General features: G+C 71.6%; 19 protein-coding genes. 13 read left to right on the top strand and 6 right to left on the bottom strand.

All coding sequences use genetic code 11. The features are described from left to right. Positions 1–82: 82 nt before the first annotated feature. The 7 genes from EJV46_RS09480 to EJV46_RS09455 all read left to right on the top strand — a co-directional run bounded on the left by EJV46_RS09480 (position 83) and on the right by EJV46_RS09455 (position 7309). Entirely contained in the window at positions 83–1285 is a 1203-nt protein-coding gene (locus EJV46_RS09480) for an acyl-CoA dehydrogenase family protein (protein WP_131548371.1), read from the top strand. A gap of 43 nt (positions 1286–1328) precedes the next feature. Continuing rightward, a complete protein-coding gene (locus EJV46_RS09475; RefSeq protein WP_131548370.1) occupies positions 1329–2474 on the top strand; it encodes an acyl-CoA dehydrogenase family protein in 1146 nt (381 codons plus the stop codon). Then, positions 2471–2662: a hypothetical protein gene (locus EJV46_RS22745; RefSeq protein WP_165585444.1), complete on the top strand. Its 192-nt coding sequence runs from the start codon at positions 2471–2473 to the stop codon at positions 2660–2662. Before EJV46_RS09475 ends, EJV46_RS22745 begins: the two co-directional genes overlap by 4 nt. Before the next feature lie 78 nt (positions 2663–2740). Next, positions 2741–3955, top strand: a complete 1215-nt coding sequence (locus EJV46_RS09470) for an ABC transporter substrate-binding protein (RefSeq protein WP_131548369.1) — start codon at positions 2741–2743, stop codon at positions 3953–3955. Between the two features lie 56 nt (positions 3956–4011). Then, positions 4012–5847, top strand: coding sequence for an ABC transporter permease (locus EJV46_RS09465; protein ID WP_370323076.1), 1836 nt, complete (start codon positions 4012–4014; stop codon positions 5845–5847). Next, the gene (locus EJV46_RS09460) at positions 5844–6599 is read left to right on the top strand and encodes an ABC transporter ATP-binding protein (RefSeq protein ID WP_131548368.1); all 756 of its coding nucleotides are present in this window, start codon (positions 5844–5846) and stop codon (positions 6597–6599) included. The genes EJV46_RS09465 and EJV46_RS09460 overlap by 4 nt, the downstream gene beginning before the upstream one ends. A gap of 8 nt (positions 6600–6607) precedes the next feature. Then, positions 6608–7309, top strand: coding sequence for an ABC transporter ATP-binding protein (locus tag EJV46_RS09455; protein WP_206020775.1), 702 nt, complete (start codon positions 6608–6610; stop codon positions 7307–7309). A 73-nt stretch (positions 7310–7382) separates the two neighbouring features. Here EJV46_RS09455 and EJV46_RS09450 read toward each other — a convergent pair whose 3' ends face one another. Both EJV46_RS09450 and EJV46_RS09445 read right to left on the bottom strand, forming a co-directional pair. Next, a complete protein-coding gene (locus EJV46_RS09450; protein ID WP_131548366.1) occupies positions 7383–8552 on the bottom strand; it encodes a hypothetical protein in 1170 nt (389 codons plus the stop codon). Next, entirely contained in the window at positions 8549–9481 is a 933-nt protein-coding gene (locus EJV46_RS09445; protein ID WP_131548365.1) for a hypothetical protein, read from the bottom strand. The genes EJV46_RS09450 and EJV46_RS09445 overlap by 4 nt, the downstream gene beginning before the upstream one ends. Before the next feature lie 206 nt (positions 9482–9687). On the opposite strand from EJV46_RS09445, the gene EJV46_RS09440 reads away from it, so the two are divergent. Then, a complete protein-coding gene (locus tag EJV46_RS09440; protein ID WP_240782487.1) occupies positions 9688–11001 on the top strand; it encodes a bifunctional heptose 7-phosphate kinase/heptose 1-phosphate adenyltransferase in 1314 nt (437 codons plus the stop codon). 13 nt (positions 11002–11014) lie between these two features. Here EJV46_RS09440 and EJV46_RS09435 read toward each other — a convergent pair whose 3' ends face one another. Together EJV46_RS09435 and EJV46_RS09430 are read right to left on the bottom strand one after the other, a co-directional pair. Next, positions 11015–13231: an ATP-binding protein gene (locus EJV46_RS09435; RefSeq protein WP_131548363.1), complete on the bottom strand. Its 2217-nt coding sequence runs from the start codon at positions 13229–13231 to the stop codon at positions 11015–11017. Between the two features lie 278 nt (positions 13232–13509). After that, positions 13510–14931, bottom strand: a complete 1422-nt coding sequence (locus EJV46_RS09430) for a lytic transglycosylase domain-containing protein (RefSeq protein WP_131548362.1) — start codon at positions 14929–14931, stop codon at positions 13510–13512. Between the two features lie 210 nt (positions 14932–15141). Between EJV46_RS09430 and EJV46_RS09425 the strand changes: the two genes are divergently transcribed. Next, the gene (locus EJV46_RS09425; protein WP_131548361.1) at positions 15142–15540 is read left to right on the top strand and encodes a hypothetical protein; all 399 of its coding nucleotides are present in this window, start codon (positions 15142–15144) and stop codon (positions 15538–15540) included. 7 nt (positions 15541–15547) lie between these two features. Here the strand turns inward: EJV46_RS09425 and EJV46_RS09420 are convergent, their stop codons facing one another. Continuing rightward, a complete protein-coding gene (locus tag EJV46_RS09420) occupies positions 15548–16918 on the bottom strand; it encodes an amidase (RefSeq protein ID WP_131548360.1) in 1371 nt (456 codons plus the stop codon). After that, on the bottom strand, positions 16918–17730 hold the full coding sequence (locus EJV46_RS09415) for an IclR family transcriptional regulator (protein ID WP_131548359.1): 813 nt from the start codon (positions 17728–17730) through the stop codon (positions 16918–16920). The genes EJV46_RS09420 and EJV46_RS09415 overlap by 1 nt, the downstream gene beginning before the upstream one ends. Positions 17731–17974: 244 nt before the next feature. Between EJV46_RS09415 and EJV46_RS09410 the strand changes: the two genes are divergently transcribed. From EJV46_RS09410 to EJV46_RS09395, 4 genes are all read left to right on the top strand, one after another. Continuing rightward, complete coding sequence (locus EJV46_RS09410; RefSeq protein WP_131548358.1) at positions 17975–18979, top strand: tripartite tricarboxylate transporter substrate binding protein; 1005 nt, start codon at positions 17975–17977, stop codon at positions 18977–18979. 31 nt (positions 18980–19010) lie between these two features. Then, entirely contained in the window at positions 19011–19697 is a 687-nt protein-coding gene (locus tag EJV46_RS09405) for a cyclase family protein (RefSeq protein ID WP_131548357.1), read from the top strand. Positions 19698–19754: 57 nt separating this feature from the next. After that, a complete protein-coding gene (locus tag EJV46_RS09400) occupies positions 19755–20399 on the top strand; it encodes an FMN-binding negative transcriptional regulator (RefSeq protein WP_131548356.1) in 645 nt (214 codons plus the stop codon). A gap of 277 nt (positions 20400–20676) precedes the next feature. Next, the gene (locus EJV46_RS09395; RefSeq protein WP_131548355.1) at positions 20677–20916 is read left to right on the top strand and encodes a hypothetical protein; all 240 of its coding nucleotides are present in this window, start codon (positions 20677–20679) and stop codon (positions 20914–20916) included. Positions 20917–20947 lie beyond the last annotated feature (31 nt).

Genomic DNA, 20947 nt, shown 5'->3' with positions numbered 1-20947 from the left:
CCCCCTCTAGGTCCTTGTTCAACGCGCGATTCAGACCTGCGGCGCTTCGCGCCTTCGGTCATCGCGCTTTAGGAGACGCCCCATGGAACTCCGCTTCACCGATGCCGAGGCCTCCTTCCGCGACGAGGTCCGCGCCTTCCTCGCCGCCGAGCTGCCCGAGGCCACGCGCCAGCACCTGATCTCCGGCAAGTCGCCGACCAAGGAGATGGTCGTCGAGTGGCAGAAGAAGCTGAACGCCAAGGGCTGGGCCGCGCCGGAATGGCCGGTCGAGCATGGCGGCCCGGGCTGGACCCCCGCGCAGAAATACATCTTCCGCGAGGAGCTGCAGATGTGGCCGGCGCCCTCGCCGCTCGGCTTCAACATCAACATGTGCGGTCCGGTGATCATCCAGTTCGGCACGCAGGAGCAGAAGGAACGTTTCCTGCCTCGCATGCGGAACCTGGACGACTGGTGGTGCCAGGGCTTCTCCGAGCCGGGCGCGGGCTCCGACCTCGCGGGCCTCAAGACCAAGGCCGTCCTCGAGAACGGCGAGTGGGTCATCAACGGCCAGAAGACCTGGACGACGCTGGCGCAGCACGCCGACTGGATCTTCGTCCTCGCCCGCACCGATCCGGCGGCGAAGAAGCAGGAGGGCATCTCCTTCTTCCTGGTGGACATGAAGACGCCGGGCATCACCGTGCGCCCGATCATCACGATCGAGGGCGGGCATGAGGTGAACGAGGTCTTCTTCGACGACGTGAAGGTCCCCGCGAACCTGCTGGTCGGCGAGGTTAACAAGGGCTGGGACTGCGCGAAGTATCTGCTCGGCAACGAACGCTTCGGCCAGGCCCGCGTCGGTGCCTCGCGCGAGCGCATCCGCCGCCTCAAGACCATCGCGAAGGAGACCATGGACGGCGGCCGCCCGCTGATCGACGACCCGGAGTTCCGCCGCCAGGTGACGGAGATGGAGGTCGAGCTGAAGGCGCTGGAGATGACCGTCATGCGGGTCATCGCCAACGAGACCAAGCGCGCCGGCACCGGCAAGCCGGACCCCGCGACCTCCGTGCTCAAGATCAAGGGAACCGAGATTCAGCAGGGCGTGTCCGAGCTGCTGATGAAGGCCGCCGGCCCCTATGCCTGGGTGGACGGCGATCCGGATGCCGAGGGCACCAACGAGTGGGACGTGGCGCCCGATTGGGCCTTCGGCCTCGCCGGGATCTACTTCAACTGGCGCAAGCAGAGCATCTACGGTGGGTCCAACGAGATCCAGCGGAACATCATGGCAAAAGCATTTCTTGGTTTATAAGGCGGCCGCGGCTGCGCCGCGCCCTGGGGGGCTCTGAACAAATATGGACTTCGATCTGAACGAGTCGCAGGCTCTGCTGCAGGACAGCGTCCGCAAGAGCCTGACCGCGAAATACGGCTTCGAGAACCGCAAGGCCTATATGGCGGGCGAGACCGGCTGGAGCCGCGAGATGTGGGCGCAGTATGCCGAACTCGGCCTGCTGGGCCTGCCCTTCTCCGAGGAGGATGGCGGCTTTGGCGGCGGCCCCGAGGAGACGATGCTCGTCGCTGAGCAGATGGGCCGCCACATCACGCTGGAGCCCTGGTTCAGCACGGTCGTGCTGGGCGGCGGCCTGCTGCGCCACGGCGCCGATGCAGCGCTGCGCGGCGAGCTGGTGCCGGCCATCGCCTCGGGCGAGGCGCTGATCTCCCTGGCGCAGCAGGAGCGCCAGTCCCGCTACGACCTCTTCGACGTGACCACCACGGCGAAGAAGGATGGCAGCGGCTGGGCGATCACCGGCCGGAAGGGCATGGTCCTGCACGGCGACACGGCGGACTGGTTCGTCGTCTCCGCCCGCGTCGCCGGCGGCCAGCGCGACAAGTCCGGCATCGGCCTCTTTCTCGTCTCCGCCAAGGCGCCGGGCGTCGAGGTGCGCGGCTTCCGCATGGTCGACGGCGGCCGCGCGGCCGAAGTGGACTTCACCAATGCCCGCGCCCATGCCGTGCTCGGCGAGGCCGAGGGCGGCCTGCCCATCCTGGACCGCGTGGTGGACGAGGCCATCGCGGCCCTGGCCGCCGAGGCGATCGGCGCCATGGACGTCGTGCATGCCACGACGCTCGACTACATGAAGACGCGCCAGCAGTTCGGCCGCGCCATCGGCAGCTTCCAGGCGCTGCAGCACAAGGCGGCGGACATGCTGGTGGCGATCGAGCAGTCGCGCAGCATGGCCTATTTCGCGACCATGGCCGCGCAGGGCTCGAATGCCTTCGAGCGCCGCAACAACATGCATGCGGTGAAGGCGCAGATCGGCCGCTCGCAGCGCTTCGTGGGCCAGCAGAGCATCCAGCTGCATGGCGGCATCGCCATGACGATGGAATACGGCGCCGGCCACTACTTCAAGCGCCTGACGGTGAACGAGGCGATGTTCGGCGACACCGACCATCACCTCCGCGCCCTGGCCGATGCCGGGGGCCTCGTCCAGGCGGCGTGACCGGCGTCCTGGGCGCGCCTTTCTGCGCCGGCATGCGGATCGCCCTCACCCTCGGCGCGCTTCCAGGCGTCTCCCGGGTGGAGGACGCCTTCGCCATGGTCTTCGGCCTCGGCCCGATGGCCGGGCTGGCCGGGAGCGTGGCGGCCGGGTGGGGCCTCCGCGCCCGGCGCCGCTGGGGTCTCCCGTAAAGCGCTGATTTCCGGCATTTCGCATTGCGGCGCCGCCCGTCGCTTGCTTGGATGCGGCCAGCAATCCGGAGCCTCGCCATGACTTTCGCGCTTCCCCGCCGCACTGCCCTTCTCGGCACCGCGGCCACGCTGGCCGCCCCGCCGGTCCTGGCGCAGGAGGGGCCGATTCGCATCGGCGAGATCAACTCCTATTCTTCCCAACCCGCGTTCCTCACCCCCTACCGCAACGCCTGGATGCTGATGCAGGACGAGGTCAACGCGGCCGGCGGCATCAACGGCCGCCGCATCGAGACCGTCTTCCGCGACGATGCCGGCAGGCCCGAGGACGCCGTGCGCCATGCCGGCGAGCTCATCAACAACGAGCGCGTGCACCTGCTCGCCGGCGGCTTCCTCTCCAATGTCGGCCTGGCGCTGGCCGATTTCGCGAATCAGAGCCGCCGCCTCTTCGTGGCCTCCGAGCCGCTGACCGATGCGCTCGTCTGGGCGCGGGGCAACCGCTACACCTTCCGGCTGCGTTGCAGCACCTACATGCAGGCGGCCATGCTGGTGGAGGAGGCGGCCAAGCTGCCGCCGATGCGCTGGGCGACCGTCGCGCCGAACTACGAATATGGCCAGTCCGCCGTGCGCTGGTTCAAGGAGCTGCTGACCCGCGCCAAGCCCGGCACCACCTTCGTCGCCGAGCAGTTCCCGGCGCTGGGCCGCATCGATGCGGGCGCCACGGTGCAGGCCGTGGCCAGCGCCAATCCGCAGGCCATCTTCAACGTCACCTTCGCCCAGGACCTCACCAACTTCGTGCGCCAGGGCAGCACGCGCGGCCTCTTCGAGCGCCGCACTGTGGTCTCCATGCTGACAGGCGAGCCGGAATACCTGGACCCGCTCGGCGACGAGGCGCCGGAGGGCTGGATCGTCACCGGCTATCCGGCGGCCGATCTCAACAATCCGGGGCATGCTCGCTTCCGCGAGGCCTATCGCCGCCGCTTCAGCGAGCTGCCGAAGCTCGGCAGCATCGTCGCGGCAGATACGGTGACCGCGATCGCCGCCATGCTGAGGAAGGCCAACTCCACCGAAACGGACCCCATGCGGGACGCGATGTCCGGCCTGAAGTTCTCCGGCGCGTTCGGCGAGGCGGAGACCGAATTCCGCGCCATCGACCACCAGGCCACCATGGGCGCCTATGTCGGCAAGACGGCGCTGCGCAACGGCCGCGGCGTGATGGTCGATTGGCGCTATGCCGACGGCCGGAACTACCTGCCGACGGACGAGGTCGTGCGAAGCCTGCGGCCGCAGGGCTAGCTTCGGCCGATGGTGGGAGAGCCGCAGGCGCGGACAGCTGGATCGGCCGGGCCATAATGCTGGAAAACCTGCTGGTCCAGGGGCTGAGCGGGCTGGCCTCGGCCTCCTCGCTGTTCCTGGTCGCCTCCGGGCTGACGGTCATCTTCGGCGTCACGCGCATCGTGAACTTCGCGCATGGCAGCCTCTACATGCTCGGCGCCTATCTAGCCTGGACGCTGGTGACGAGCCTGCCGCGCGGCCATCTCGGCTTCTGGGGCGGGGTGGCCATGGCGGCGCTGATCGTGGGCTGCGTGGGCGTGCTGATCGAGGTCCTGCTGCTGCGCCGCATCTACAAGGCGCCAGAACTCTTCCAGCTGCTCGCCACCTTCGGCGTGGTGCTGATCGTGCAGGATCTCGCCCTGCTGAGCTGGGGCCCGCAGGACCTGCTCGGCCCGCGCGCGCCCGGGCTGCGCGGCGCCACCGAGATCCTTGGCATCCGTTTCCCGCTCTACGAGCTCTTTCTCATCTGTGTCGGGCCGGTGGTGCTGGCGCTGCTGTGGCTGCTCTTCAACCGCACGCGCTGGGGCACGCTGGTCCGCGCGGCGACGGCCGATCGCGAGATGGTGGGCGCGCTGGGCGTGAACCAGCGCATGCTCTTCACCACCGTCTTCTTCCTGGGCTCGGTGCTGGCCGGGCTGGGCGGCGCGCTGCAGATCCCGCGCGAGAGCGTGAACCTGCAGATGGATCTCGCCGTCATCTCCGAGGCCTTCGTGGTCGTGGTGGTGGGCGGCCTCGGCTCGCTGCCCGGCGCCTTCCTGGCCGCGCTGCTGATCGGCGAGCTCCAGGCCTTCGGCATCCTGATCTTTCCCCGGATCACGCTGGTGCTGGCCTTCCTGGTGATGGCCGTGGTGCTGGTGATCCGCCCGCACGGGCTCCTGGGCCGCGCGCCCTCGACCGCCCATGGGGCGACGGCGATCGAGCCGCCCTATCCGCCGCCCTCGCCCTGGGTGCGGCGGATCGGCGCGGCGGCATTGGCGCTGGCGGTGATCGTGCCGCCCTTCCTCGGCGACTATGCGCTGATCGTCTTCACCGAGATCGCGATCATGGTGCTCTTCGCCGCCAGCCTGCATTTCATCATGGGCCCGGGCGGCATGGCGAGCTTCGGCCACGCCGCCTATTTCGGCTTCGGCGCCTATGGCGCTGCGCTGCTGCTGCGCCACTTCGGCGCGCCGATGGAGATGGGCCTGCTCGCCGCGCCCTTCGCGGCCGGGCTCGGCGGCTTCGTCTTCGGCTTCTTCTGCGTGCGCCTCTCCGGCGTCTACGCGGCGATGCTGACGCTGGCCTTCGCGCAGATCGCCTGGTCCACCGCCTTTCAATGGGTCGAGCTGACCGGCGGCGACAACGGCATCCTCGGCGTCTGGCCCAGCCCCTGGGCGCAGTCGAAGCTGGCCTACTACTACCTCGCGCTGACGCTTTGCGCCGCGGCGACGCTGCTGCTGCGCCGGGCGATCTTCGCGCCCTTCGGCTATGCGCTGCGCGCCGGCCGCGACAGCCCGCTGCGCGCCGAGGCCATCGGCATCGACGGCTTCCGCATCCGCTGGTTCGCCTTCGTCCTGGCCGCGGTCGCGGCCGGCATCGCGGGCGGGCTCTTCGCCTATGCTAAGGGCAGCGTCTTCCCGACCTATATGAGCATCTCGCGCAGCGTGGACGCGCTGCTGATGGTGCTCCTCGGTGGCGTGCGGACGGTGAGCGGGCCGATCCTGGGCGCGCTGGCCTATACCTGGCTGCACGAGCAGCTGATGCGGGCTTTCGATCTCTGGCGGCTCTTCCTGGGCACGATCATCCTGGCGCTGGTGCTGTTCTTCCCGCAGGGCCTCGCCGGGGCCTTGCAGCGCGGGGAGAGGCGGTCGTGACCCTCGAGGTGCGCGACCTGCACAAGAGCTTCGGCGGCGTGCGGGCCGTATCCGGCGTCTCGCTGAGCGTCGCGGCGGGCGAGCTTCTCGCGCTGATCGGGCCGAACGGCGCGGGCAAATCCACCTGCTTCAACATGCTCAACGGCCAGCTCCGCCCGGACCGCGGATCGGTGAGGCTGAGAGGCCAGGAGATCACCGGGCTCGCCCCGCGGCGCATCTGGCGGATGGGCGTCGGCCGCACCTTCCAGATCACGGCCACCTTCGCCTCTATGTCGGTGCTCGAGAATGTGCAGATGGCCCTGCTCAGCCACGCGCGCCGCCTCTTCCACATCTGGAATCCCGTGGCGAAGGAAGATCCCTCCCGGGCCCTGGCCCTGCTCGACCGCGTGGGCATGTCCGCCCAGGCGGCGCGGCCCTGCGGCGTGCTGGCCTATGGCGACCTCAAGCGCGTCGAGCTGGCGATCGCCCTGGCCAACGACCCGGCACTCCTCCTGATGGACGAACCCACCGCCGGAATGGCCCCCGCCGAGCGCGTCGCGCTGATGGAGCTCACCGCCCATATCGCGCGCGAGGGCGGCATCGCGGTGTTGTTCACCGAGCACGACATGGACGTCGTCTTCGCCCATGCCGACCGCCTGCTGGTCCTCGACCGCGGCAGGCCCATCGCCGAGGGCATCCCCTCCGAGGTCCGCCGGGATCCCCGCGTGCGCGAGGTCTATCTCGGCACCGGCGCAACCCACGGCTACACCTGATGCTCGCCATGCTCGAGGTCCGCGACCTTCATGCCCATTACGGCCGCGCGCATATCCTGCAGGGCGTGACGCTCGAGGCGCGCGAGGGCGAGGTGCTGGCGCTGCTCGGCCGCAACGGGGCGGGCAAGAGCACGACCATGAAATCCGTCATGGGCCTGGTCCGCCCGAGCTCCGGACAGGTGCGCTTCTCCGGCGAGGAGGTCGCCGGCCGCGAGCCCTTCGAGATCGCCCGCCGCGGCATCGGTTACGTGCCGGAGGAACGCCGGATCTTCGCCGAGCTTTCCGTCATGGAGAACCTGGAGGTCGGCCGCATGCCGGCGCGCGGGGGCACGCCGCCCTGGACGCCGGAGCGCGTCTTCGCGCTTTTCCCCAGCCTCGGCGCCATGCGCGCCCGCGCCGGCGGACGCATGAGCGGCGGCGAGCAGCAGATGCTCACCATCGGGCGCACGCTCATGGGCAATCCGCGCCTCATCCTGCTCGACGAGCCGAGCGAGGGCCTCGCCCCGGTGATCATCGAGCGCATGGCGGCGGCCATCCTCGCCCTCAAGCGCGACGGGATGACCGTTCTGCTCAGCGAGCAGAACCTCCATTTCGCGCGCCTCGTCTCCGACCGCGCCTGCGTGCTGGAGAAGGGCGCGATCCGCTGGGAGGGCAGGATGAAAGCGCTGATGGCGGATGAGGCCGTCCGCGCGCAGTACCTCACGGTCTGAAGCGTGATGATCGAAGGCGCCGAGGCGCCGTAGATCTGAATCACGCGCCAGGGAGTGTCTCGCGCCAGAGAATCTAAAGCCGCGCCTCCAGCACCCGCCCCGTGAAATGGGTGATGCCGCGCTGCCAGGCCCAGGCGATGGCGGCCGGCGCATCGGCACCCAGCAGCACCACGCGCGAGCGGTCGGCCGGCAGGGCCGCATCCCAGGCCGCGCGGGCCGCGCCGTCGCCGGACAGCAGCTCGGGCCGGAAGCGCAGCCGCAGCACCGGCACATCCAGCCGATGGGCCGGGAGAAGCGGCAGCAGCGCAGGCTCCATCTCGTCCAGGCCCAGCCGCCAGCCGCGCTGCTGCGACAGGCCGCGCGCCAGCGCGAAGCCCGCCGGATCGGCGAGCAGTTCCTCCGCGGGCACGCAGACCACGAGATGGCGGCGCCCCTGGGGGCCCAGCACCGCTTCGAGCCGCAGGAACTCGACCTCCGTCACCGCGCCGAGGCCGAGTGGCAGGCAGGCCTCGCCCAGGTCCCGCGCCTCCTGCGGCCGGGCCAGTTCCGCCAGCATCCGGCGCTCCGCGGCATGGCGGAACCGGCGCGCATAGCTGGGGGCCGCCGCCAGCGAACGGCCCGGCAGCAGCGCCGCCGCGACATCCGGCAGGTGCGGCCGCAGCTCCGTCCCGACGGGCTGCGCCTGCTCGTCGCCCGGCGCCAGCCGCCAGACCGTCTGCCGGCGCAGGAAGGAGGTGAGGTTGGAGGTCGCCAAGGCGCGCAGCGCGGCATCCATCTCGCTGCCCGAAGGCGGCGGCGAGCCGGGCGCGGGGGCGGGCGCCCGCGCCGCCGCACCGTCCAGGCCCAGCGCCGCCTCGACCAGCGTGAGCAGCCGCGCGGCCTCGGCCGGCAGGCGCAGCCTGGGCAGCAGGGTCTCCGCCGCGATCTCCGGCAGGAGACGGGCGAGGCTGCGCCGCACCTCCTCCAGATGCTCGCCGGGCGGTGGCGAGAGCGCCGCGAGGTCGCCGCCGGGCAGCTCGTAGAGGCGCGCCCGCGTCGGCCGCAGCACGGGCGCCAGCGCCTCGCGCACGAGGCGCTGGTGACGCGGCTCCCGCAGCTGGGGGGGCAGCAGCGAGAGCCGCAGGTAAAGCACCCGCCGCTCGACGCCGGAGGTCACGCATTCGCGCGCCAGGGTCGCGAGCGCCATGGCGTCGCGCATGGGCGCGCTGCCATCCCAGGCCAGGTCGGCCGCCGCGAGGCTCAAGGGCCGATTCCTTCGCGCAGGATGCCCGGCCCACGGCACCAGCCCGGCACATCGGGGCCGAGCGCGATCAGCAGCTCGGGCCAGTGCCGCGGCGCCATCTCGCCGGCCGGCACGGCCCAGGCCAGCCCCGGCGCCTCCACCCAGTCGAGGGCGCGGGCATCGGCTGCGGCCAGGCCCACGGTCCATCCGGCGGCGCGCAGCCCCGCCTCGATCGCGGCAAAGCGGGCGGGGTCGGCGCGCGAGGAGAGGGGCAACAGGGCGATGGGCCGGTTGGGATCGTCCGGGGCCGCGCCCCGCCAGGGCGCGCCGGTCGAGAGTCCACCCGGAAGCCCTCCGCGGGGGAGGTCGAGGATCAGCCGCAATCCCGGCCGCAGCGCCGGCAGGAGCCCGCGCTGCGCCGGATCGGCCAGGACGGCCAGCAGGCGACCGCAGAACCATTCCCGTGCCAGCGATTCCAGCTCGGGATCCGGCAGGCCGAGCTGCGCCGGCCCCAGCCGCTGCGCCGCCGCGCGACCGCCGGTGCCCTCGGCGAAGAGGGTCAGCCGGGCGAAGTCCGGCACGGCCATCGCCGCACAGCGGGCCTCCAGCTCGGCGAGGCTGGGCACCGGCGCGGCGGGAGGCGCGTCGCGGCACCGGGCCTCCGCCGCCTCGCGCCCGGCGGGAAGAATCCAGGACTCGGGCGCCTGCCCGGTCAGCTCGGCGATGACGCGGCCGGCTCGATGCCCCGGCGCGGCCTGGGCGCCCAGCAGCAGGTCGCCCCCTGGCAGCGCGAGCACCTGGCCGCCGCCGAGAACGGCCGCGTCCTCCATCAGCGCGCGCGCCGCGCGGCGCATGGCGAGCGTGCCACGAGCTGGGCTGAACAGCGCCAGCCCGCCTTCCGGCACCGCCGCCAGGGCCGTCCGCCAATCCTGAGAGACAGGGAATCCCATGATGTCCGCGGCCCTTCCTGCGCCACGGCCCTATTCTGCGGGAGCGATCCTTAAGAAAGCTTGATGACGAAACCCTCGTCACCGCCGTCACATTTTATTGCGGCCGTCCATGCCCTGCGCTACGCCATCAACCGATGCCAGCGAGCCCCCCTTCGCCCGTCCAGGACGCGGCGACCCCCGCCCAATTGTCTGAAGCGGTTCGGGGTTTGGCGCGCGGCGCCGTCCTCGTCGTCGGCGACGCCATGGTGGACCGCTACGTCCACGGGACCGTGAACCGGGTCAGCCCCGAGGCACCCGTTCCCATCCTTACCGTCGAGCGGGAGGTCGCGCTGCCCGGCGGCGCCGGCAATGTCGTGCGCAACCTCACCGCGCTGGGCGCGGCGGTCGCCTTCGTTTCCGTCGTCGGCGACGACCAGGCGGGCAGCGACCTCACCGGCCTGATCGGCGGCCAGCCGCGCGTCGAGCCCTGGCTGCTGGTCCAGGGCGGCCGCACCACGACCATGAAGACGCGCTTCCTCTCGGGCGGCCAGCACCTGCTGCGCACCGACCGCGAGCAGTCCGCGCCCATCCATCCCCGCCTCGCAGACCGGCTGGTCAAGATCGCGTCCGACGCCGTGGCCGCGACGACCATCCTCGTCCTCTCGGACTACCGGAAGGGCGTGCTGGCGGGCGATATCCCGGCCCGCCTCATCGCCTCGGCCCAGGCCGCCGGCCGCCGCGTCGTGGTGGACCCCAAGGGCGGCGACCACGGCCGCTTCGCCGGGGCCGACCTCATCATCCCCGAGCCCGACGAGCTCGCCGGCGCCACCGGCCTGCCGGTGCACGATGAGGCCAGCGTCGCCGCCGCCGCCAGCGCGCTGCGCCGTGCCCATAATTTCGGCGCCGTCCTGGTGCCGCGCGCTCCCGACGGCCTGACGCTGCTCGAAGTCGAGGCCGACGGCAGCGAGACCATCCGCCATTTCCGCGCCGAGGCCTCCGAGGTCCATGATCCTGCCGGCGGCGGCGACGCCGTGGTGGCCGTGGTGGCGGCGGGCCTCGCGACCGGCCTCTCGCTGGCCTCCGTTGCCCGGCTGGCCGCGCTCGCGCTCGGCATCGTCAGCCGCAAGTCCGGCATCGCGCCGGTCCGCGCCGAGGAGCTGCTGGAGGGGCTGACGCCCGGCCGCAGCGCCGCGCGCAAGCTCGTCTCCCTGCCGCTGGCCGCCGAGGTGATCGAGCGCTGGAAGCATCGCGGCTGGCGCATCGGCCTGCTGCAGATGCAGGGCAAGTCCTGCCCGCCGGCGGTGACCGAGCAGGCGCGCCGCTGGTGCGACCGGCTGCTGGTGGGCGTGGCGGACGAGGGCGAGATCGCGGATCTCCTGGCCGAGCGGCCCGAGGTGGATCTCGTCGCGATCGGCGCCGATCGCGGCGGCGAGGAGCTGCTGCGGCTGTTGCGGCCGGATGTGCTGGTCGCGAACGACGCCGACGCCGAAGTCGCGGCGCTCCTCCGCGAATGGGGCGGCGAGATCCGCGCGACCGGCTGAGCCGGCGCCAGCTTTATCCCTCCAGCACCTCGCGCAGCTTCCGTGCCAGCTCCTGCCGGCGATAGGGCTTGGTCAGAAGCGGGACGCCCGGGTCCAGCCGTCCGTTATGGACGACGGAATTCTCGGTATAGCCGGAGGTGTAGAGCACCTTCAGCTCCGGCCGCGCCTCCAGCGCCAGCCGCGCGAGGTCGGGTCCGGAGAGGCCGCCCGGCATCACCACGTCGGTGAAGAGCAGGTCGATCCGCCGCTCGCGGTCATGCACCAGATGCAGCGCCTCGGCCCCGCTCGCCGCGGAGACCGTCGTGTAGCCCAGCGCCTTCACCTCGGACACCACATGGGCGCGGACGAGGTCGTTGTCCTCCACCACGAGCACCACCTCGCCGGCGCCTGGCGCGGCCATGGGCCGGGCGGGCTCCGCCGCGGCGGGCGCCGTGTCGGCACGCGGCAGATAGAGCTTCACCGTGGTCCCTTGGCCGAGCTCCGAATAGAGCCGGATATGCCCGCCGGTCTGCCGGACGAAGCCGTAGACCATGCTGAGGCCGAGCCCCGTGCCCTTGCCCACCTCCTTCGTGGTGAAGAACGGCTCGAAGGCCTGCGCGAGGGTCTCCGGCGTCATGCCGGCGCCGCTGTCGGAGACCGCCACCATCACGTAGTCGCCGGGCTGCACCTCCGCATCCCCGCCGGCATAGGCCTCGTCCAGATGGGTGCAGCTCGTCTCGATGGTCAGCGCGCCGCCGGAGGGCATGGCGTCGCGCGCGTTGAGCGCGAGGTTGAGCAGCGCCGATTCGAGCTGCGCCGGATCCACCATGGCCGGCCAGAGCGCCGGGTTGAGCGTGATCCGGTACTCGATGTGCCCGCCCAGCGTCCGCCGCAGCAGCCCCTCCATGCCGAGCACCAGACGATTGGCGTCGACGGCCTGCGGCGCGAGTGGCTGGCGCCGGGCGAAGGCGAGCAGGCTGCGCGTCAGCTCCGCCCCGCGCTCCGCCGCGAGCACCATGGACAGCGCCAGCTCCCGCGATTCGGGCCGGTCCGCCAGCTCGTCCACCAGGAACTCGGCATTGCCGAGGAGGACGGTGAGCAGGTTGTTGAAGTCGTGCGCGATGCCGCCGGTGAGCTGGCCCACCGCCTCCATCCTCTGCGCCTGGCCGAGCCGCCGGTTCAGCTCCTCGATAGCCGCGTGCTGCCGCTGGATCGCCTCCGCGGTGCGGTTGAGCTGCTTCATGAGTCCGCCCAGCTCGCCCCGCGGATGCGGCTCCGGGATGCGCGCCTGCAGGTCGCCTTCCTCCAGCCGCGCCGCCATGCCGCCGATCCGCAGGACCTGCCGGCGGATCGCGATCTCGGCCAGGAGCCAGACCCCGAGGACGAGCAGGACGGTGACGGCCGCCAGGGCCGTGATCTCCTCCACCAGCCTTTCGTTGGCTGGGCCGGTGAGGGCCTCTGTGGGGCGGCCGATGAGCACGTGCAGCCCCGGCCCCTCGGTGACGCGCACGCTTGCGGTCGCCCAGATCCGGTCGGTGCCGTCGAGGTCCTTCACCTGGCCGGCGCCGCCGTTCGGATGGGCCCGGGCGAAGGCAAAGAGCGGCTCGCCCGTGATCTGCGCGCCCTGGCGATCCGAATTGTTCTCCAGCGGCAGCCAGCTCAGCACCGTGCCGTCTCCCGTGAGGAGCAGCATGTCCGTGCCCGGGGCCAGCAGGTCCCGCAGGAAGCGGTCGAGGTCGAGCGACGCGAGCAGGACGAAGGGCGGCACCCCGTCGCGCGCGGGGGGCGCGAAGGCGATCTGCAGCACGGCGGCGCCGCTGAGGCGCCCGAAGGCGGGCTGCACGGCCAGCGTGCCGGGATTGGCGATCGCGCGCTGGAAGTAGCGGCGGTCGCGGAGGTCGAGGCTCCGGCCGGTCGACATCGCATCGCAGAAGAGCTGGCCGTTGGGCAGGATCGTGAGGAGGCCCGTGTATTGCGGATGCTCCAGCAGCACGGCGGCCAGGAAGGCCGAGCAGGCCGCCCGGTCCGTCGTGTCGAGATCGCGGGCGCGGGCCAGGCCATATTCCAGCTGGGCGGTGCCGCGGATGCGCTCGTTGAGCGCGGCCGCGGCGGCCTTCGCCTCGACGGTCAGCCCGGTGGTGGCGAGGCGGATGGCCTTATCGCGATCGCTGACGAAGCGGACGCCGATCAGGAAAATCGGGATGAGGGCGGCGCAGAGGACCAGCAGCAGCAGCCGAGTCCTGATACTCATGCCTGAGCTTCCCCGTATCCGCCGGCCGTGCGGAAGTCAGGAATGCTTGGGACCAGGCCCTGCTTCTGGAAAGAAGCCGTCGGACCAGTATTTGCAGCGCGCACCGCGGATTCACTTCGACTATGGCCGAACGGTACAGAGCGCGACTGCAGCCCACAATGGCAGCCGGCGAAAAAATTCGCCCTTAGGTTGCGCCTTCCCCATGGCGGCATCGGACAATCCGCGCGCCGAGGATCATGCCTGGCCTAGGCGGGGCCGGGCCCCGCCGGCCTCCGACTTCAATCGGGTGAGATGACGTTGCAGCCGTTGCGGCCGCGCAGGCGGTCGCAGGCCTGCTGGGCGCCGCCCTGGCTGAGGCCGGTGACGCGGGCGCGGAACAGCGTCGCGCGGCCGACCGAGACGGGCATCACCGCCACGCGGCCGCCGATGCTGCCCTGCGCGCCCTGCGCCGCCTGGCGGGCCTGCTCGGGCGAGGTGAAGGCGCCGACCTGCACGCCCCAGGCGCCGCTGTTGGCGACGGCCGGGCGGACGGCGGCGGAGGACAGCGTGCTGGCCTGGGCGCTGCTGATGAAGTTGAACCGCGTCCCGCCCGGCTGGGCCGCCACGGGCGGGCGGCTGGCGACGAGCTGCGGCGCCGCGCGGGGCGGCGGCGGTGGCGGTTCGTTGCGGGCGGCCAGCTCGGCCATGCGGGCCGCGCCTTCCGGCGTGGAGCCGTCGGGGATGGGGTCCATGCGCGCCACGATGATGCGGTCGCCCATGATCTCGCCGCCCATCGGGGCCGCGGTCCCGGCGGCGCGGGTGTTGCTCTCGGCGAGGCGGGCGGCGCCTTCCGGGGTGGAGCCGTCGGGGATCGGCATCATGGCGACGACGCCGCTGCCGCTCATGGGAACCAGGCCGCCGCCCGTGGCGGCAAGGCTGCTGGAACCGGAGCTGTAGGCCGGCGCCGCGGAAGCCGTGCGGACGGGCGCGATCCTGGCCTCGGCCGGTGGCAGCGAGGCGTATTGCGCGTTCTGCTCGCGGATCGAGCGGGCATCGGCCAGGGCGGCGCGCATGGAGGCGTCCATCCGTCGCGGACCGGCCGGGACGTTGAGCGGAATCTCGGCCGAGGCGTAGACCTCGGCGGGCGCGCGGCGCACCGGGCTCGATCGGATCACGCTGGGTCCGACGCGGGCAACATAGTTGCGCGTCTCGGCGGGCAGGCCGCGGCTGCTGTAGAGATAATCCTCCAGCCGGCGCGGGCCGGCATTGTAGGCGGCCAGGAAGGCCGGCGAGCCGTAGAGGTTGTACATCTCGCGCAGATAGGCCGTGCCGGCCATCAGGTTGTCGTAGGGGTGGTAGGGATCGTCGCCGAGGTCGTGGCGGCGCTGGAGCTCGCGATAGGTGCCTGGCATCACCTGCATCAGCCCCATGGCGCCGACCGGCGAGGTGGCGCGGGCGCGGCCGCCGGATTCCTGCCGCATCACGCTCCGGATCCAGGCGTCCGGCACGTCGAAGCGGCGGGCGGCCTCGCGAATCCAGGGGCCCCAGGGATCGCTCGGCGGACCGGGCGGATCATAGCTGCGGGCCTGATGGAAGCCGCGCGAGGAGGTGGAAGGACCGCCTTGTGGCGTCGAGCCGCAGGCGGCGAGCATGGCGAGGACGCCCAGCGCGGCCAATGGCCGGGCCAGCCGGGACGCCCGGCGCGCGACGAAAACTTGCATTCCCCAAACTCCCCCTGTCGCCGCAAGTCAGGCGCCCAGCACCACCCCCATGGAACCGGACGCCGCAGCGTGAAATCGAGCCGCGCGGCAGGCATGGCTGAACCAGACCCTACCGTCGGCGTGATCAGACGATCAAGCAAAGAAGTCCGTTCTATGGCAAGTGTCGCTTCCATGATGGCGAAAACCAGGGAGATGAGGCATCATGGCCACATGTCCCCTTTCGTTCGCATGGGCGCACGCCTTGCCGCCTTGGCGCTCGCCATGGGCGCGGCGAGCTGCGGCGTGTCTTCCCCGCCACGTCCCGCCACGCCCGACGAGGTTGCGGCGCCCCTGATCGAGCCCGCCATGGAGCGTGGCGTGGTGGTGGGGCTGCGCCCCATGGCCGCGGCGCCCGCCTCGGAGTCGCGGCAGCGCACGATGGCGCAGATGCTGCGTGTCTCGGCGAGCGGCGGGCCCGCCGGACCGGTCTCGGCCGTCGAGGTCGTCGTGCGGCTGGAGCGCGGCAACCGGGACATCGCCTTCGTCCGCGGCGCGGAGGAGGGCTTCCGGCTGGGCCAGCGCGTGACGCTCACCGGCGGCGAGCATCCGCAGCTGCAGCGCGGCAGCTGAAGCGGCGCTACCCGGCGAGCCGCTTCGCGATCTCGAAGAGCAGCGGCTCCGCGCCATAGCGCCCGACGAGCTGCACGCCGATCGGCCGTCCGTCCGGATGCGGCGTCCCCGGCACGTTGAGGCCGGGATAGCCGACGGCGTTCACCCAGGTGGAGAAGACGTTCATCGCGCGCGGATGGCCGGGCCTGCCGTCGATCTCGCGCGGGAACTCGTCCTCCGCCGGCCAGGCGGGGGCGGCGGCGCTGGGCATGAGCAGCGCGTCGTAGTCGCCCCAGGCCGCTGAGACGTCGGCGCGGAAGGCGTTCAGGCGGTCCACCGCATCCACCAGGTCGGGAATGGCCAGCGCCCGCCCCCGCTCGGCCATGGGGCGCAGCGACTCGCTGGAATCCGTGGCCCAGCGCTCCGGGAAGCGGCTGGCCATGCGGGCCACGCCGGCGGCCGGGATGATGCCCCAGATGTGGCGGATGGCGGCGAGGTCGTAGGGTGGCGCGACGGGCGAGACCTCGCAGTTCAGCCCGGCGAGGCGCCGGGCGGCCTCCTCGACGGCAGCGCGCACAGAGGGGTCGACCAGCTCCTCGCCATAGGTGTTGAGCCAGCCCACGCGGAACACCTCGTTCGCGGCGATCGGCGGGTCGGCCGGCAGGCGCTGCGAGGTCGGATCGCGCGGATCGGGCCCGCCGAGGACGGCATAGAGCAGCTCCACATCCTCGACCGTGCCCGCGATGAGGCCGATCGCCTGGAAGTCCATCGCCATCGGCGGAAAGCCCCAGCGCCGCGGGATGCGGCCGTTGGAGGGCCGCAGGCCGACCAGGCCCGTATAGCTCGCCGGCAGGCGCGTGGAGCCGCCGGCATCGGTCGCAATGGCGAGCGGGATCATGCCCGAGCTCACCGCCGCCGTCGCGCCGCCGCTGGAGCCGCCGGGCGTCAGGCTCGGATCCATCGGGTGGCGGGTGTGCCCGGTGATGGGGCTGAAGGTACGGCCGGAGAGCGCGAATTCCGGCGTGCTCGTCTTGCCGACGATCACCGCGCCGGCCGTGCGCAGCCGCTCCACCACGATGTCGTCCCGGTCCGGCACGTGGTCGCGGAAGAAGGTGCTGCCCCAGCGCGCCGGCATGTCCTTCACGAAGAGGTTGTCCTTCACGCCGACGGGGATGCCGTCGAGCGGGCCGAGGCGTCGGCCCGCCTTCTGACGCGCCTCGGCCTCGGCCGCCGCGGCGCGCGCCTGGTCGGCCGCGACATGGGCCCAGGCGTGCAGCTCACCGTCCAGCGCGGCGATGCGCGCGAGGCTCTCCTCCAGCAGCGCGGTGGGCGTGGTCGCGCCGGCGTCGAGGCGCGCGGCCATGCTGGCGGCGCTCTCGCGCGGATAGGTCTGGGTCATCACCAATGTCCTGTGGGTTCGGGATGGGGCTGGCACGCCAGGAGATCGGCGATGGCAGTCGCCTCGCGCGCCAGCAGGGCCAGGATGCGGTCCTGCCGCTCGGGCTTGAGACGTTCGGAGATGGCGACGATGGCCAGGGAGGCCGCCGGAACGTCGCCGCCGCGGAGGGGCACCGCCACGCCGCGATAGCGCGCGACGAAGCGGCCGGTGCTGACCGCATGGCCGCGTGTCCGCGAGGCCTCCAGCTCGCGGGCCACGCGTTCGGCCGTGAGCCGGTAGCGTGGGTAGCGCGCGGCATTGGCCAGGATGGCCTCCTCGGCCTCGGGAGGCGTCAGGGCGGCGAGGACGGCGAGCGCGCCGGCCCCCACGCCGAGCGGCCGGCGGTTGCCGATGTCGAGCGGCAGGGCCTTGATCGGGAAGCTCCCCTCGCAACGGTCGAGGCTGAGCGCGTCGCCGCCGCTGCGGATCGTGAGATAGGCGGTATCGCCGCTGGCGTCAGCGAGGCGCTGCAGACTCGGCTGGCAGAGTTTGCGAAGGTCGAGGCGCGGCGCGGCAGCGAGGCCCAGCTCATAGAGCAAGGGCCCCGGACGATAGGCGCGGTTCGCCAGATCCTTCGCGAGCAGATCCTCGTCGACCAGGGCCTGGAGCATGCGGTGGGCGGTGGAGGAGGCGAGGCCGGTCGCTGCCGCCAGCTTGTTCAGCGATGCGCCGCCGCCGCGCGCGGCGGCGATCTCGCGCAGCAAGGCGGCGGTGCGGTGGATCGTCTGGGCGCCGTCGCGGGCGCGCGGCGTATCGACCTTCCTAGTTACCATAATGTGGAAATGCCTGCGTCACGCGCTCAAGGTGCCCTCGTGTGCGCCTGGGAGCAATCCCGCCGTCATCGGCCGCGGCGAATCCTGCATCAGGCATCCACAATGTGGAATCGAGGCTTGCCGCAGCCCCGCCCTTGACGGTCATTTGCGCGAAGGCCGCTCCGGCGGATGGCGTTCATGCGTGGATTCCGTCAGGCGCGGCGCGACGGAGGCGGGTCATTCGGCCCCCGGCAGGAGAGATGTGATGCGTTTCAATGCCCGTGCGGCGCTCGGCCGCCGCAACCTGATCCTCGGCGCAGGCGGCCTTCTCGCCGCGCCGGCCCTGGTGACCTGGGCTCGCGCGCAGGCCCCGGCCTATCCGACGCGACCGCTGCGCCTGATCGTGCCCTTTCCGCCGGCCGGCGCTGCGGACGTGCTCGGGCGCGTGCTGGCCGAGGCGGCCCGGCCGCTGCTCGGCCAGACGGTCGTGGTCGAGAACCGCGCCGGCGGCGGCGGCTCCATTGGCACCGAGGCGACGACGCGCGCGGCAGCGGACGGCTACACCATCCTGCTCGGCAACCAGTCGACCAACGCCATCAACCCCGAGATCAAGCGCCTCACCTACAATCCGGCGACGGCGCTGGTGCCGCTGGCCGCCGTCGGCAACGTCTCCAACGTGCTCTACGCGCGCAAGGGCCTGCCGGTGAGCAACCTCGCCGGGCTGGTGGCGCTGGCCAAGGCGCGCCCCGGAGCCCTGACCTATGGCACGGCGGGCATCGGATCGAGCACGCATCTGGCGATGCTGCTGCTGGAGAGCCAGGCCGGCATCGAGCTGACGCATGTGCCCTATCAGGGAACCTCCCCGGCCACCGCCGCCGTGCTGGCGGGGCAGATCGACATGATGTTCGACACGGTGCCGACCGCCATTCCGCACATCGACGGCGGCAGCGTCACGCCGATCGCCGTCACCTCGCGCGGGCGCCATGCGCGGCTGCCGCAGGTGCCGTCCTTCGCGGAATCCGGCTATCCGGACTACGAGGCCGTCCTCTTCTACGTGCTCTTCGCTCCCGTCGGGCTGCCCGCGCCCATCCTGGTGCGTCTGGGCGACGTGCTGGAGGCCACGGTCGCCCTGCCGGCTGTGCGCGCGAAGCTGGCGGAGATCGGGGCCGATCCGCTGCCGGTTCGCCGCCAGGACCTGGCGGGGCATATTGCCGCCGATCGGGCACGGTGGGCGGAAGTCATCCGGCGCGCGGGCCTGACCATCGAATAACGCCACTTCCCCGAATCTTCAGGAGAATCCCATGGAATTCGTCGATCTCAGCCGCGAGCTCTTTCACAAGACGCAGGCGCATCCGTCGCACCCGCCGGTCATCATGACCGTGTGGAACGACCATTCCGAGCCGAAGAAGGCCGGCAATACGACGTTCAGCAGCAAGGCGCTCTCGATTGCCTTCTCCGACCATGCCGGCTCGCATGTGGACGCGCCGGTGCATTTCGACCCGCGGCCCGAGGCGCTGTCCATCGACCAGATGCCGCTCGAGAAGTTCTATACCCCGGCCTTCTGCATCGATCTCTCGCACGTCCCGCTGAAGACCGCGGCGACGCTCGAGGAAACGCAGGAAGCCGTCCGCAAGTCCGGCCAGACCATCCAGAAGGGCGACACGGTGCTGATCTATTTCGGCACCACCAAGCTGCTCGGCACGCCGGCCTATCAGCACGACTTCGCCGGCCTCTCGATCGAGGCGATCCGCTGGCTGGCGGAGCAGGGCATCGGCATGTTCGGCGTCGAGGCGATCAGCCCCTCGCCCGAGGGCGAGCTGAACTTCCAGGCGCACAAGGCCTGCGCCGAGCTCGGCATCACGCATATGGAATGCCTGACCAACCTGGACGCCCTGCTCGGCCGTGGGCGCTTCACCTTCATCGGCTTCCCGCTGAAGATCCGGGGCGGCACGGCCAGCCCGATCCGCGCGGTGGCGATGTTCGGCTGATCACCCTGGCGGGACGCCGCATTTCATAGCCCAATGGGACGGCCAGGAGGCCGTCCCATGCATCTGCTGCAGCCCGAATTCGAAATCCCGCGCGACGAGGCGATCGACTTCGCCGCACGACGTGGCTTTGGCATGCTCACCGCCTTCGACGGCACGGGGCCCATCGGCTCGCACCTGCCCTTCGTGCTGAAGGGCGGCGTCGTCCAGGCCCATGTTACCCGGGCCAATCCCCTTGCCGCCCTGGCCGACGGGCGCGTCTTCCTGCTCGCCGTCGCCGGGCCCGACGCCTATATCTCGAACGACTGGTACGCGACGCCCGACAACGTCTCGACCTGGCTCTACGAGGCGGTCCATCTCAGCGGTCCGGCGCGGCGCCAGGAGCCGGGCGCCAACCGCGCCCATGGCGACGCGCTGCTTGCCGCCGCCGAGGCGCGCGTCGCGCCCAAGCCGCCCTGGGGCCTTGCGGCCATGGAGGCCGTCAAGCGCGAGGCCATGCTCGCCCATATCGTGACCATCGAGATCGCGATCACGCGCGTCGAGGGTCAGCGCAAGCACAACCAGCTGAAGCCCGATGCCGATCACCTCGCCATCGTGCGCAGGCTGGAGAGCCGCGGCGAGCCGAACGGCATCGCCATTGCGGCGAAGATGCGCGCGGCGCGGCCGCAGCTCGACTATGAATCCCGCGACGAGGTCCCCGCATAGGGATTATCTGGGGGCGCCACCGACGCCTGCGGGAATGCGAAACCCTCTTGCCGCGAATGCGAATGAGTTGCAAATACGGGCAACGGAGAAAGGGGTTCTTCGGAAGGACTGGCCGGGGGCCCATGACGAGACCCATCCCCTCGCTCGTATCGCGGACGGCTGCCGTCGGCCGCGGTCGCGTTGCTCGTCGGGCCCTCGGCCGCCCTGGTCGCACGCGCGGCGTCGCCCGCGCGGCGGCGGTCGCATTCCCCCACTCCGCTGCCTGAGGAGACGTCCCATGAGCGACGGCCTGTCCATGCTCTTCGCGACCGCGATGGTCACGCTCGCCTCCGCCCTGGCGCATCAGCTCTGGCTGGAAGTTGACGGTGGGCGCCTCTATTCCGGCGAGCCCGCCGGGCACGAGCGGAGCGGCGCCCTGATCGAGCGCATCGCCGGGCCCCGCATCTTCGCCCTCCATCCGGCTGCCGCCCAGGCCCCATGCGCCGCTAGGACCGTGGCGCCGCCGGACTGCTTATGACCATGAACTGACCGGATGGCGCGCGGGACGG

Source organism: Roseococcus sp. SYP-B2431, assembly GCF_004336745.1.
In the GTDB taxonomy this organism is placed as follows: Bacteria; Pseudomonadota; Alphaproteobacteria; order Acetobacterales; family Acetobacteraceae; genus Roseococcus.
Note: the sequence above shows the minus strand (reverse complement) of the source record. Positions and strands in the feature narration are given on the sequence as shown.

Coding starts and splice junctions, on each gene's coding strand:
- EJV46_RS09480 (WP_131548371.1), top strand. CDS start 83: ATGGAACTCCGCTTCACCGATGCCGAGGCCTCCTTCCGCGACGAGGTC.
- EJV46_RS09475 (WP_131548370.1), top strand. CDS start 1,329: ATGGACTTCGATCTGAACGAGTCGCAGGCTCTGCTGCAGGACAGCGTC.
- EJV46_RS09470 (WP_131548369.1), top strand. CDS start 2,741: ATGACTTTCGCGCTTCCCCGCCGCACTGCCCTTCTCGGCACCGCGGCC.
- EJV46_RS09465 (WP_370323076.1), top strand. CDS start 4,012: ATGCTGGAAAACCTGCTGGTCCAGGGGCTGAGCGGGCTGGCCTCGGCC.
- EJV46_RS09455 (WP_206020775.1), top strand. CDS start 6,608: ATGCTCGAGGTCCGCGACCTTCATGCCCATTACGGCCGCGCGCATATC.
- EJV46_RS09445 (WP_131548365.1), bottom strand. CDS start 9,481: ATGGGATTCCCTGTCTCTCAGGATTGGCGGACGGCCCTGGCGGCGGTG.
- EJV46_RS09435 (WP_131548363.1), bottom strand. CDS start 13,231: ATGAGTATCAGGACTCGGCTGCTGCTGCTGGTCCTCTGCGCCGCCCTC.
- EJV46_RS09430 (WP_131548362.1), bottom strand. CDS start 14,931: ATGCAAGTTTTCGTCGCGCGCCGGGCGTCCCGGCTGGCCCGGCCATTG.
- EJV46_RS09425 (WP_131548361.1), top strand. CDS start 15,142: ATGTCCCCTTTCGTTCGCATGGGCGCACGCCTTGCCGCCTTGGCGCTC.
- EJV46_RS09420 (WP_131548360.1), bottom strand. CDS start 16,918: ATGACCCAGACCTATCCGCGCGAGAGCGCCGCCAGCATGGCCGCGCGC.
- EJV46_RS09415 (WP_131548359.1), bottom strand. CDS start 17,730: ATGGTAACTAGGAAGGTCGATACGCCGCGCGCCCGCGACGGCGCCCAG.
- EJV46_RS09410 (WP_131548358.1), top strand. CDS start 17,975: ATGCGTTTCAATGCCCGTGCGGCGCTCGGCCGCCGCAACCTGATCCTC.
- EJV46_RS09405 (WP_131548357.1), top strand. CDS start 19,011: ATGGAATTCGTCGATCTCAGCCGCGAGCTCTTTCACAAGACGCAGGCG.
- EJV46_RS09400 (WP_131548356.1), top strand. CDS start 19,755: ATGCATCTGCTGCAGCCCGAATTCGAAATCCCGCGCGACGAGGCGATC.
- EJV46_RS09395 (WP_131548355.1), top strand. CDS start 20,677: ATGAGCGACGGCCTGTCCATGCTCTTCGCGACCGCGATGGTCACGCTC.